The 13032-nt window shown below is 42.7% G+C and carries 10 protein-coding genes; 5 read left to right on the forward strand and 5 right to left on the reverse strand.

Features of this window, described 5'->3' with window-relative positions:
• Positions 1-7: 7 nt before the first annotated feature.
• The 5 genes from FED51_RS06110 to FED51_RS06130 all read right to left on the reverse strand — a co-directional run bounded on the left by FED51_RS06110 (position 8) and on the right by FED51_RS06130 (position 7369).
• A complete protein-coding gene (locus FED51_RS06110) occupies positions 8-1024 on the reverse strand; it encodes a FecCD family ABC transporter permease (RefSeq protein ID WP_053431682.1) in 1017 nt (338 codons plus the stop codon).
• 161 nt (positions 1025-1185) lie between these two features.
• Positions 1186-3633 (reverse strand): glycogen/starch/alpha-glucan phosphorylase, encoded by a 2448-nt coding sequence (locus tag FED51_RS06115; protein ID WP_053431681.1) that lies wholly within the window; start codon positions 3631-3633, stop codon positions 1186-1188.
• The gene (gene glgA, locus FED51_RS06120) at positions 3630-5060 is read right to left on the reverse strand and encodes a glycogen synthase GlgA (RefSeq protein WP_138090334.1); all 1431 of its coding nucleotides are present in this window, start codon (positions 5058-5060) and stop codon (positions 3630-3632) included. Before glgA ends, FED51_RS06115 begins: the two co-directional genes overlap by 4 nt.
• A 30-nt stretch (positions 5061-5090) precedes the next feature.
• On the reverse strand, positions 5091-6197 hold the full coding sequence (gene glgD / locus FED51_RS06125) for a glucose-1-phosphate adenylyltransferase subunit GlgD (protein WP_053431679.1): 1107 nt from the start codon (positions 6195-6197) through the stop codon (positions 5091-5093).
• A 20-nt stretch (positions 6198-6217) separates the two neighbouring features.
• Positions 6218-7369 (reverse strand): glucose-1-phosphate adenylyltransferase, encoded by a 1152-nt coding sequence (locus FED51_RS06130; RefSeq protein WP_276403795.1) that lies wholly within the window; start codon positions 7367-7369, stop codon positions 6218-6220.
• A gap of 448 nt (positions 7370-7817) precedes the next feature.
• Between FED51_RS06130 and FED51_RS06135 the strand changes: the two genes are divergently transcribed.
• From FED51_RS06135 to FED51_RS06155, 5 genes are all read left to right on the forward strand, one after another.
• Complete coding sequence (locus FED51_RS06135) at positions 7818-8276, forward strand: chemotaxis protein CheX (protein ID WP_010897258.1); 459 nt, start codon at positions 7818-7820, stop codon at positions 8274-8276.
• Between the two features lie 499 nt (positions 8277-8775).
• Entirely contained in the window at positions 8776-10299 is a 1524-nt protein-coding gene (locus tag FED51_RS06140; RefSeq protein ID WP_053432016.1) for a GNAT family N-acetyltransferase, read from the forward strand.
• Between the two features lie 556 nt (positions 10300-10855).
• Positions 10856-11344, forward strand: coding sequence for a FixH family protein (locus tag FED51_RS06145; RefSeq protein ID WP_053431677.1), 489 nt, complete (start codon positions 10856-10858; stop codon positions 11342-11344).
• Positions 11345-11439: 95 nt separating this feature from the next.
• On the forward strand, positions 11440-11991 hold the full coding sequence (locus FED51_RS06150) for a glycerol-3-phosphate responsive antiterminator (RefSeq protein ID WP_053431676.1): 552 nt from the start codon (positions 11440-11442) through the stop codon (positions 11989-11991).
• Positions 11992-12186: 195 nt separating this feature from the next.
• A complete protein-coding gene (locus FED51_RS06155; protein ID WP_010897262.1) occupies positions 12187-13017 on the forward strand; it encodes an MIP/aquaporin family protein in 831 nt (276 codons plus the stop codon).
• Positions 13018-13032 lie beyond the last annotated feature (15 nt).

The raw sequence follows: 13032 nt of genomic DNA on the forward strand, positions 1-13032 counted from the left end.
CGGTTCACTATAAACCCCTCCGATCTCGGCGTGCTAGATAGAGAAAGAATGGGACACCGACAAGGGCGGTGATGGCCCCAATCGGAGTTTCAAATGGAGGATTCACCATTCGAGACCCAATGTCTGCGAGCACAAGTAGGAGGGCGCCAAAAACCGCCGAACATGGTAGCACGACCCGATAGTCAACTCCGACAAGAAAGCGCGTCACGTGGGGGATGATTAACCCGACAAACCCGACCGCTCCTGCTACTGAAACGGCGGCTCCGGTTAATAGGAGGACGGCAAGAATGGCCACAATCCGGACAAAGAACGTTCGTTGTCCTAATCCTACCGCCACTTCATCTCCTAAACTAAGAACGGTAATGGAACGGGCAATGAACAAGGATAAAAAGAGACCGAGCAAAAAGACAGGTACGAGAAATTGAATCTGTGTCCAGTTTGTTCCAGCAACGCCGCCCGCATACCAAAAGCTTACATGTTGCGCAACTTGAAAATGGATAGCAATCCCTGTCGCAAGCGAGTCAAGGAGGGCACCGATTGCGACGCCTGCCAACGCTAACTTCACAGGAGAGAGCTGTCCCTTTGCTAGAAAGACAATTGAGAAAACGAGTGCTGCTGCAACTCCCGCTCCTGCAAACGACATTAACATCGTTTGTAAAAATGAAATCCCAGGAATGAAAGCAAACGCAATGGCGATCGCAAGGGTTGAGCCGTCCGTTAATCCTAAAATGGAAGGAGAGGCGAGCGGGTTGCGTGTCATTCCTTGCATGATCGCGCCTGAAATGGCGAGACATGCGCCCACAAGTGCCGCGGCAACGGAACGAGGGATCCGCAATTCTTGGATAATTTGGTGTTCGGTTAACGTCGGGTCAAAAGCAAATACTGCTTGCCAGACGGTTTTAAAGCCCACGTCGGCCGCTCCTAAGGAAATCGAAGCTGCCATAGCTACGGCCAATAATACCAGACCAATGATCGCCGCGATGGCACCAATAATCGGTCTGGATATGTATTCATTTTTTCGCACAGGGTGTCACCTTCTAGAAATATACAATTAATATTGATAATCATTATCACTCAAATAAGTATATAACGGAAAGAAGAAAGATTCAATGAAAAAACAGAAGGAGGACTGAATTTGAAAACGCCCTAAGCATGACGATAGATGCTTAAGGCGTTTAGAAGAGGTTACCGCGATTGGGTGGTCGAGGAAATCGTGACAGGGTGAATGTCCCAAATCTCACTTGCATATTCAGAGATCGTTCGATCACTTGAAAATTTTCCGGAATGAGCGATGTTCGTAATGCTCTTTTTCAACCACTCTGTCGGTTGACGATAGGCTTGCTCAAGCAAGTCTTGAGCTTCCACGTATGAATCAAAATCTTTCAGCACGAAATACTCATCATTATTTGAAAGGAGGGTATAGTAAATGTCTTTAAACTCCACGTCGTCATTGGATAACGAGCCGTTGACGAGCTGATCCATCACGCGGCGAATCCGTTGATCACCGTTGTATACATCCCGTGAGCGATACATGCGTGAAAGCTGATAGGCGAGCACATCTTCAGCCGTTAATCCGAATGTGAAAATATTATCCGGCCCGACCATTTCACGAATTTCTACATTCGCACCATCTAATGTCCCAATCGTGATCGCGCCATTCATCATGAATTTCATGTTACCTGTGCCAGAAGCTTCTTTGCTCGCCGTTGAAATTTGCTCACTTACATCTGTAGCAGGGATAATCTGTTCCGCTAATGATACGTTATAGTTTTCGAGAAATACCACTCTGATCTTCTCTCTAACGATTGGATCTGCTGCGATTTTTGCGGCAGTCGTCGTAATCAGCTTAATGACCTTTTTCGCAAAGTGGTACCCTGGAGCAGCTTTGGCACCGAAAATAAACGTCCGTGGAACCATATCCATGTTCGGATTATCGCGGATCATTTCATACAAATGAAGAATGTGAAAAACATTTAACAGCTGCCTTTTATAGCCATGAAGCCGTTTAATGTGCACATCAAAGATTGAGCGATCATCGACGCGGATGCCTGTTCTCTCTTGAATGTATTTGGCCAATGCTGTTTTATTTGCCTGTTTCACTCCAGCAATTTTCTCTTGAAATGCCGCGTCACCGGCATATTTAAGCAAGGTGATCAATTGCTTCGGTTCACGGACCCACGTTTCTCCGATCGCTTCGGTAATAAGTGACGCGAGGGGTGGATTGGCCATCAATAGCCAACGCCGGTGGGTGATTCCGTTCGTTTTATTGTTGAATTTTTCCGGGAAGACCGTATAGAACGGCTTCATCACACTATTTTTTAAAATGTCTGTGTGAAGTTTGGCGACGCCGTTTACGCTATAGCTACCGACAATAGCTAAATGAGCCATATGAATTTGCCCGTAAGAAATGATCGCCATATGTTTAATTTCGTCCCGTAGCGTCGGATGGGCAAGCCAAAGATGGCGACAAAAGCGCTCGTTAATCTCGTGAATGATCATGTAAATCCGTGGCAATAACGTTTTAACCATATCAACTGGCCATGTTTCTAACGCTTCGCTCATCGTTGTATGATTCGTATAAGCAACCGTGCGTGTCGTAAGCTCCCATGCTTTTTCCCACGAAAGTTGTTCTTGATCCAAAAGCAATCGCATGAGCTCAGGGATGACAAGACTCGGGTGGGTATCATTGATTTGAATCGCTATTTTTTCAGGTAAAAGATCGACCGATGGATAAGAGTTTTTAAATTCCCGCAAAATGCACTGCAAGCCAGCCGACACGAGAAAGTATTGCTGTTTCAAGCGAAGCAGGCGGCCTTCATACGAAGAGTCATCTGGATAGAGAAACTCGGAAATCTGTTCAACCGAACGCTTATAATCTAAGTAGTGGTAATAGTCTTTTCGATCAATTGAATAAAAGTGAAAGTCATTGGTTGTCGATTCTGCGCTCCAAAGCCTAAGGGTGTTCACCGTATGGTTCTGATACCCTGATACCGGAATATCATACGGGACCGCTAGTACTTTTTCATAGTGATGATGTTTAAACGTCAGGCGGCCACTCTCTTCCACGGTTTCGATTTCACCACCAAAATGAACCTCCACTGTTTGGTCCAGCCTTTTTGTCTCCCACACATATTCATTTTTAAGCCAATAATCTGGTAATTCCACTTGGTTGCCGTCGACGATTTTTTGTTGAAATAGGCCGTATTTATAGCGAATCCCGCAGCCGTGGCCCGGCAGCTCCAAAGAGGCTAGGGAATCAAGAAAGCAAGCGGCTAACCGACCGAGGCCACCATTGCCTAATCCAGGATCCTGCTCTTGGCCGAGAACTTCTTCCAAGTTAAAACCAAGCTCTTCAAGCCCTTGTTTGCAAGTTTCCAACAAGCCTGAGTTCAAAAGGTTGGTTATCATTAAGCGTCCGAGTAAAAATTCCATTGAGAAGTAATACACTTGTTTTTGTGAGTTGCTTCGGTACGTTCCTTTCGTATCCTGCCATTTTCGATTAAGGAGCTCTCGCAAAATGAGGCCCACTGTTTGAAAGGCCTCAAAAGGGGTTGCCTTCTCAACCTTTTTCCCAAAGGTCGTCATTAATTTATCGCTGAATTGCTGGCGGAACTCCTGAACGGATAGACTCATGCCTCCACCTTCCTTTTCCCTAGTATTTCTTCATAAAGCGCTGTATATTGTTTGGCGGAAACGTCCCATCCTACTTCCGAGCTGTAGATGTTAAGCAAAAGGTTTTCCCACTCTTTTTCCGTACGATAAAAACGGAGGGCTCGCTTGATTGTATACAAGAAATCATGGGCGTTATAATGAGTAAAACTGAATCCATTTCCTTCGCCTATTTCTTCATTATAGGATTGAATCGTGTCATATAACCCTCCTGTCTCACGAACGATTGGAACCGTTTCGTAGCGAAGGGAAATCATTTGGCTAAGTCCGCACGGTTCGAATCGGGACGGCATGATGAATAAATCAGCCCCTGCATAAAGCTTACGTGCGAGCGGCTCCGCAAACACACATTTAAATGAAATTTGATGTGGATGCAAAGAAGCTAGATGATGCAGTTGGTCCTCTAAAGAAGGATCGCCTGTACCGAGAATGGCGAGCTGCACATTTTCCGTTGTCACAAGTTCACCTGCAATTTGGGTGAGAAGAGGGACCCCTTTCTCTTCTACGAGACGGCTGACCATCGCAATAAGAGGAATGTCCTTGCGCTCTGGCAATTCAAACAGACGTTGGATGACCTGTTTGTTTTTCCGTTTTTCCATTTGATTGTGCTTATAAGGATACGTAACATGCGGATCGGTTTTTGGATCGAAATCCTCCAGGTCAATCCCATTTAAAATACCTTTTGTTTTTCCTCGTTCTTGATGAAGCAATCCGTGCAAGCCTTCGCCAAAGGCAGGGGTTTGTATTTCCTGAGCATATGTTGGGCTTACCGTTGTAACCCGGTCAGAATGGACGAGTGCTCCCTTCAAAAAATTGATCGCACCGTCCATCTCTAATCCAGCAAAGTGCTCTGGCGCAAAGTGAAGCAATTCGCGAAAAACATCAAGGGGAAAGGCTCCTTGATAGCGAAGGTTATGGATTGTGAACACCGTTGGTACGGGATTTTCGACGGAACCCGTTTTCATATAGGCAGGAATAAGACCTGACTGCCAATCATGGCAATGAATTAAATCAGGTGATTCATCAAGGAACGGTAAAGAGCTAAGAACAGCATGATTAAAAAATGTGAACCGTTCAGCCTCATCGAGATAGCCGTAAAGGCGTTCCCGCTTAAAGTAATATTCGTTATCGATGAAGTAGTAGGTCACTCCTTGATATACAAACTGCTCCAGTCCACAATATTGATTTCGCCATGTGACGGAGACCGTGAACGATTTTTTTAACGTTAATTGGTTCTGCCATTCGTCAGAGAGGTGTCCATATTTTGGTAGGATGACGGAAACATTGATCCCTTGCTTTAAAAGAGCTTTTGGGAGCGAACCGAGAACGTCGGCAAGTCCCCCTGTTTTGAAAAAAGGGCTGCATTCTGAAGCGACGTGTAACACATTCACTGTTGTTCTCTCCTTTTACGTGAGCTTAATTTACATGGCTTTACGTTTGGCAATGACAAACGGCTGTTCAGGGGCTCCAGCAAATTGTCGGTTCGGTGATATAAGGATATCTTTATCAAGGATGACATGGTCTAGGTGGGTATCCTCATGAATGTAACAACGCTGCATAATGATCGAGTTTTTAATCGATACCCCTTTAGCCACATACACGCCGCGAAACAAGATCGAGTTTTCAACATGACCTTCAATGACGCAGCCGTTTGCAACTAAAGAGTTCGATACTTCTGAGCCGTTCACATACTTTGCTGGCGGTTCATCTTTAATTTTTGTATAGATAGGGGAACCAGCTAAAAAGAGCGATTGGTAGATTTCTGGCTTTAAAAGGTTCATGCTATGTTTGTAGTAGCTAGCAACAGAAGAAATGATTGAGAGATAGCCTTTATATTCATACGCGCGAATTGCGAGCTCATTAAGATTGCTCATAATACCGTCTACAAACAAATCTTGCTTGTGGTACCCTATGCAGTGATTTAAAAGCTCTAGGAGTAAATCTTTGCGAATAATGTACATTTGCATATAAAGATTCGGATTCATTTCGTCATTGGTGATACTTTTCACATTTCCAAACGAATCAAACTCAAGCTTCATTCGATACCGATCCTCTGGTTCAAGCTGATCCACTTTTTTATATAAAACGGTCACATCCGCTTTCGTTTCTTGGTGTCTTTTGAAGGCATCCTCGTAATCAACCTTCGAGATGAATTGACTTCCACTAACAAGGACGTGATCGGCGTTTCCGCGATGAAAGAAATCACGATGGTTATGAAAGTGACGTAAATCTCCTTTCGAAATGTCGGTAGGATCATTCCAATCAGGAGGAAGGATAAATAATCCACCTCGTTTTCGATTTAAATCCCATGGAGCACCTGTTCCTAAGTGATCCATAAGGGAGCGATATTTATTTCGGGCAAACACGGCGATATCTTGGATGCCGCTATTCACCATATTGGAAAGAACAAAATCAATCATCCGGTAGCGTCCGCCAAACGGGACACCTGCTACGCTGCGAAAATACGTAAGCTCGTGCAACAGGTCTTGATCGTGATCGAGGTTAACAACACCCATAAGTGATTTCATTTGATCCAGCTCCTTTATCATCATTGATTTGCTGCAATTGAAGGGGAAAATTCAGTATCTTTATCGATGACGAGAATATCATCTGGATCGCTTGGAGCTAAGTGAGTACCTGATGGGATGCACGCTCCTTCCATAATAATTGTTCGCCGAAGAACGACATTTTCTCCCACTTTTACATTTGGCATTAACACAGATTCAAAGACTGAGGAGTTTGCACCGATATGGACACCAGGAAACAAAATGGATTGCTCCACATTTCCATGGACGACGCACCCTTCATTTACGAGTGAGCATCTAACGTAGGCTCTCGTCGAAATATATTGAGGTGGTTGGTTACGATTGACCGAATAAATCCGCCAAGACGGATCATTTAACATCAGAGAAGAATGTTCATCCAGTAAGTCCATATTAGCTTCCCAATAACTTTTGATTGTTCCAACATCTTTCCAATAACCTTCAAACGGGTAGGCGACAAGCTTTAAATCTTTTGCGAGCATTTTCGGAATAATATCTTTACCAAAGTCATGGCTCGAGTTTGCTTGCTTCGCATCTTGGATCAGATAGGATTTTAGTACAGACCAATTAAAAATATAAATGCCCATTGAAGCGAGGTTGCTTATCGGTGTGGTCGGTTTTTCTTCAAATTGGGTAATCGTCATCTCCTCATTTGTATTCATAATGCCAAAACGACTCGCTTCTTCCCATGGGACTTCAATGACTGAAATCGTAGCATCAGCCCCGAGTTTTTTATGATGGCTAAGCATGCGGTCGTAGTCCATTTTGTAAATGTGATCCCCTGATAAAATGAGGACATATTCAGGATCATACTGCTCAATGTAGTATCTGTTTTGGTAGATGGCGTCAGCGGTACCTTTGTACCAAGAGCCTCCTTGTTTTTCGATGTAGGGAGGGAGAACGGTCACTCCCCCGTGACGTCGATCTAAATCCCAAGGACTCCCGATTCCAATGTGACCGTTTAAGGCGAGCGGTTCGTATTGGGTAAGAACACCAACCGTATCGATACCTGAGTTCGTGCAATTGCTCAATGGGAAATCGATAATTCGATATTTCCCCCCAAAATAGACAGCTGGCTTTGCTAACTTTCTAGTCAGTTGACCAAGCCTCTTTCCTTCTCCTCCTGCAAGGAGCATTCCTACAATTTCTTTTTTCATTCGCATCCACCTCGCCCTGTTTAATCGATGTAAAGAATAGATAGTTGAAATATATATAAATGAAACATTCATCTCTATGTAAGAGAGAACGGTTTCAATTCCTAGTTTTTTCAGAAATTGCCTTCGTCTATAAAGATACAGAAAAATCGGAACATTCCGCGCGAAACTTGTCGATTTTTGAAAAGAAATGATAGATAATTTAGATTGAATATACTAAAATATAAGAGGACTAAAGTTTTAGGTCGTTTGATTGATCGACATGACTTGAAAACCGATTAAATGATAATGTATTCCTAATTTAAAGAGGTTGTCCAAGCCATTGTCAGTCATCTCGTTATAAATTTAAAATGAAAAATAGGTAGAATTTATTGGTAAAAAAGTCATTTGACTCAGATTGAACACATATCGAATCAGAGTCAATGTAATTTGCATAATTGGAGGTCGATCAATGAATCACAAACATGTAAATGCTATTTGTCGTGCTACAAGAGGAATTTTAACCAATCATTTCGGTGTGGAAGCTACACCGAAAAACCCTAGTGCTGGATCTGGAAATATCCCATCAAATGATGTGGCCGTGATCTTAGGTGTTAAAGGAGAGTTACGTGGACAAATTATCTGTTCGTTTTCAGATAGAACCGCCAAAAAACTCGTCAGCATTATGATGGGGGGGATGGAAATCCATCAGCTAGATCAAATTGGTTGGAGCGCCGTTCAAGAATTCGGCAATTGGGTAGCAGGAAACACAGCAACTGAACTTTCAAAGGAAGCCTGTATTATTGATGTTACGCCACCAGTTGTCAACGAGGGTAATTCTACATTTCGCTCTGCGGCACCGTTCATTACGGTTCCCTTAACGAGTCAAATTGGAGATATACAAGTGCATATTTCGGTAAAAAACGATTAGAAGTATTAAACGTAAAAGGCTCAGATTAGAAGTATTAAACGTAAAAGGCTCATTGGATGTTCAATGGGCTTTTTTTCACTTAAAAAAGTTAAAGCGAGTGTTCTGTGTGGTTATAATTGGAGTGAATCTGATTGTTCTTTTGAAGATCAAGTGTGTTCGCAAAAAGAAAGATTAAGAGAGTATGATATAAGCAAGATATCTGTTGTATGTTGTGCACAATTAATGAAATGTGTCTCACATATTTAATTCAATTATAAATCACGAAAGAAGAGAGAGTCTACAGAAAAAATGGACTTTTACGGGAATTTTATGTAACAAAAACTGACGTAAGTCGAGGGATTTTTTTTAGGCTTTATGACTGTTCAACAATGAAAAAACAGGGTAAACTCTCTATGGAAACCTTTAAATAAAGATGTTTCTTTGGTTATTTTTATAAGTGGGAAATCAGCTTTAGATAAATGATCGGTGCGAGGGGTGTAGAATATTGTCAAAAATCGATATGTCGAAGTTCGAAAAGAAAATGATCTTGCGCAACATCCGCGAGGACGACTTTGATACCATCATAGCGATGCAACAAATTTGTTTTCCTAATATGGAGCCATGGAAACGCGAGCATTTAGAAAGTCATTTGAAAATATTCCCTGAAGGGCAATTTTGTGTTGAGTACGATGGTAAGGTGATTGGCTCTTGTGCAAGCTTAATCATAAATTTTGATGAATACGACGACCAACATACGTGGGACGAAATTACAGACAATGGTTTTATCACGAATCATGATCCAGAAGGGTACAACCTGTATGGAATTGAAGTGATGGTTCATCCTGAATATCGGCGGATGAAAATCGGTCGACGGCTATACGAAGCGAGAAAAGATTTAGCTAGACAGCTTAATCTAAAAAGCATCATTATTGGGGGGCGTATTCCAAACTACTACAAACATGCAGATCAAATGACGCCCAGACAGTATGTAGAAGAAGTGATGATGCATAACATTTATGATCCCGTACTTACCTTTCAAGTAATGAATGGCTTTACTTTAAAACGAGTGAATAATAACTATTTACAAGATGACAAAGCTTCGATGAAATATGCGACGTTGATGGAGTGGAACAATATTGACTATCGTCCAAGTTCGCCGAAGCGTCAATTTAAGACTGCGTTCCCAGTGCGAATTACGACCATTCAGTACGAGATGAAAAAGATTTCATCATTTGAGGATTTTGCTATCCAATGTGAATATTACACGGATGTGGCCGCTAGCTATCAATCAGACTTTGCCGTTTTCCCAGAAATCTTTACACTACAGCTCCTTTCGTTTTTACCAGAAAAAAGCCCGAGCTTGGCGATTCGCCGATTAACCGAATTTACCGAAGATTATATTGAACTATTTACGAACTTAGCGATCAAATACAACATTAACATCATCGGTGGTTCTCATTTCGTTGAAGAGGATGGGAAAATTTACAACATTGCCTACCTCTTCAGACGGGATGGGACGATTGAGAAACAATATAAACTCCACATTACACCAAACGAACGCAAATTTTGGGGGATTACTGGTGGCGATGAAGTACGGGTGTTTGATACAGATTGTGGAAAAATCGCGATTCAAATATGCTACGACATTGAGTTTCCAGAACTTGCTCGAATTGCCGTCGATAAAGGAGCCAACATTATTTTCACGCCGTTTTGTACGGACGACAGGCAAGGGTATTTGCGCGTTCGTTACTGCTCACAAGCTCGTGCCATTGAAAATCAAGTCTATACGGTCTTATCTGGTACGGTCGGAAATCTCCCTGACGTGGAAAACATGGATATTCAATATGCTCAGTCTGGGATTTTCAGCCCTTCGGATTTCACTTTTGCCCGAGATGGTGTTGTTGGGGAATGCAGTCCGAATATTGAAACCGTCGTGGTAGGTGATGTGGACTTGGAAATTCTCCGCCGTCACCGAAGAGCAGGAAGTGTGAACCAGCTTCGAGATCGTCGCCATGATATATATGGCATACAATACAAAAAATAAAGGGAGAAGAGACTGGGACAACACTAGCCAAACGTAATAAAAAAGGTTCGGATCATTTTATTTTGATGATCTGACCTTTTTTCTGTTTTATTTATGGGATCGTCTGTTGTTTGCTTGGCGTTTACTGCCGTGGCTTTACGTAAGTTCACAGCTATGAAAGGAAACCCTCATTCATTTCTGACATTTTCGTTGCCCCTTACGGCCAATCGAGTGAAACGTATAAAAACTTTATCATATTCCCAACAGGTTGAAATCCTTACTTGTCAAAATCACGAGACGCCTGCAACAAAAGCAAGAGTTGAAGATCCATCGGGGCATTTTCCCCGTCATAGCTGAAGCCTAATCCCGCGCAACAATCAATCCCATATAAAAAACACTCTTATTAACTGTGTTTTGTCCCGACCTCCTCCTTTGCAAGGCCTACACAGAGGTAGGCAGAACGGCAAAACCGACGCTTTGCGCTTTTTAATGATTTGATTAATTGCGTATCAGACGCATGAAATTAAAAAAGATTGGAAAGGATGATGAGCGAGAAACTATTAAGGAGCGGGAGCGATTGAAATACGAACGCCAGCACATTCCAGTCAATCACATAAATCTAGTTTTCATCATTGCTCTTATGGCTGTCATTGTTTCTAGTATGTTGATGACCGTTATGACAAAGGAGCAGCTGATCACCGATTGGGAAAAAGAAGTAGTCGGCCTGGAAGAAGGAGTTATGAGCGGTAAAGCAACAGATATTCACGTCTTTTTGTACGATGAAAACCGTGAACCAATCAAAGATGCCAATGTAAGTGTTACGTTCGATAAACCTGGGGCCGTTCATCAATTAAATAAAATTATGCACCATGTAGAAGATGGGCTTTATGAGACGGAAGTCATCTTTTCGGATGGAGGTCATTGGATTGGAGAACTAGCGGCTCAAAGGGGACAAGAGATTTTTTACGATCAATTTCTTTTTGATGTACACGGTTCGGCCATTAGTGAGCAACATCGAGACCCTGACGATCACTTTCACTTAGGTGGAGGTACACCAAGCAATTGAACAATATGTCCCCTTAACCTTCAGTTGACAGAATGCCGACAGACTGGTTAAATCGTTTAAAGCAAGATGTCAAAGAGAAAATAAGGGGATAAGGAATGAGCGGATTTTTCGAACAACAACAAATTCTACCAGCTGCTAGAACAACGAAGGAACTGGAGCGCTTTTTGGAGACGGAATACAAATACATCGTGTTATTAAATAGCCATGTGGCTCAGCTCCGTAGTTTAATGAGGTTAGTCAAAGCGAAAAAGAAACATCTGTTCCTTCATGCTGATCTTGTCCAAGGATTGAAAACGGATGAGTTCGCTGCGCAATTTTTAGCCCAAGAGATCCGTCCCTATGGGCTGATTTCTACAAGGAAAAATGTTGTATTGACTGCGAAAAAGCACAAGTTAGTTGCCGTGCAACGGCTTTTTTTACTAGATTCTCAAGCCCTTGAGTCTAGCTACAAGCTCCTTGAGATTACCCAGCCAGATTTTATTGAAGTGTTACCAGGCGTTATGCCCCATATTATTAAAGAGGTCTTTGAACATACGAAAATCCCGATCATCGCCGGCGGGCTTGTTCGCACAAGGGATGAAGTGGATGCTGCGCTTAGTTCTGGGGCGGTTGCCGTGTCCACTTCGAAAAAGGAATTGTGGAGATAATGTAGAAGAATGCAAAAATTTTGCAAAAAACTTTTGTTGACAGCGTTTACAAACATGTGATTAAATAAAGGCAAGTTAATAATCCTGTGACGGAGATTTGGAGATCAACAATCATTCTAACGAGCAAGCTTGTTAGAACATTTGTTGATCTCTTTTTTTCGTCATCATTTTTTAAGAAAAAGGGGGAAATGAGAGATGTCACCGTTTTTAGGAGAAGTAATTGGCACGATGATTTTGATTATTTTAGGGGGCGGTGTTGTAGCTGGCGTTGTTCTAAAAGGAACAAAGTCAGAAAATGGTGGATGGATTGTCATCACCGCTGCTTGGGGATTAGCGGTAGCAACTGCTGTCTATTGTGTAGGTCAAATTAGCGGGGCCCATTTAAATCCTGCAGTAACGATTGGATTGGCACTTGTCGGGGCGTTTGAATGGAGCCAAGTGGCAGGATATATTGTCGCACAAATGCTCGGTGCGATGATTGGGGCAACGCTCGTCTTTTTACACTATTATCCTCATTTTAAAGCAACCGAGGATCAAGGTGCTAAACTGGCTGTTTTCTCAACAGATCCAGCGATCAAACATTTACCTGCGAACTTTTTTAGTGAAGTGCTAGGAACGTTTGTATTAGTACTTGGTATTCTAGCAATCGGTGCCAATGAGTTTACCGAAGGATTGAACCCACTTATTGTCGGCTTACTTATCGTCGTCATTGGTTTATCTCTCGGTGGTACAACTGGCTATGCGATCAACCCGGCCCGTGACCTAGGTCCGCGCATTGCCCATTTCTTGCTGCCGATTCCAGGTAAAGGTTCATCCAATTGGAGTTACGCCTGGATTCCAATCGTCGGTCCGATTATTGGAGGGGGCATTGGGGCGCTAACGTATGCAGCGCTGTTCGAAGGCATCGTCTACTCGGCTCTTTGGTTATTTTTAGCTGCGTTTGCTCTCGTTCTCCTATATGCTAGTTTCATAGAGAAGAAGCACGAGGCAAAAGGAAAAGATCAACCGGTTGCAATGGCGAAATAAATTTTAAGAAAAATT

Origin of the sequence: Halalkalibacterium halodurans (genome assembly GCF_005671335.1) — a bacterium.
Lineage (GTDB): Bacteria > Bacillota > Bacilli > Bacillales > Bacillaceae_D > Halalkalibacterium > Halalkalibacterium halodurans.

What these genes read in the sequence shown, in the direction of transcription:
- FED51_RS06115 (WP_053431681.1), bottom strand. Translation starts at nt 3,633, where the DNA reads ATGAGTCTATCCGTTCAGGAGTTCCGCCAGCAATTCAGCGATAAATTA.
- glgD (WP_053431679.1), bottom strand. Translation starts at nt 6,197, where the DNA reads ATGAAATCACTTATGGGTGTTGTTAACCTCGATCACGATCAAGACCTG.
- FED51_RS06130 (WP_276403795.1), bottom strand. Translation starts at nt 7,369, where the DNA reads ATGAAAAAAGAAATTGTAGGAATGCTCCTTGCAGGAGGAGAAGGAAAG.
- FED51_RS06135 (WP_010897258.1), top strand. Translation starts at nt 7,818, where the DNA reads ATGAATCACAAACATGTAAATGCTATTTGTCGTGCTACAAGAGGAATT.
- FED51_RS06140 (WP_053432016.1), top strand. Translation starts at nt 8,776, where the DNA reads ATGTCGAAGTTCGAAAAGAAAATGATCTTGCGCAACATCCGCGAGGAC.
- FED51_RS06150 (WP_053431676.1), top strand. Translation starts at nt 11,440, where the DNA reads ATGAGCGGATTTTTCGAACAACAACAAATTCTACCAGCTGCTAGAACA.
- FED51_RS06155 (WP_010897262.1), top strand. Translation starts at nt 12,187, where the DNA reads ATGTCACCGTTTTTAGGAGAAGTAATTGGCACGATGATTTTGATTATT.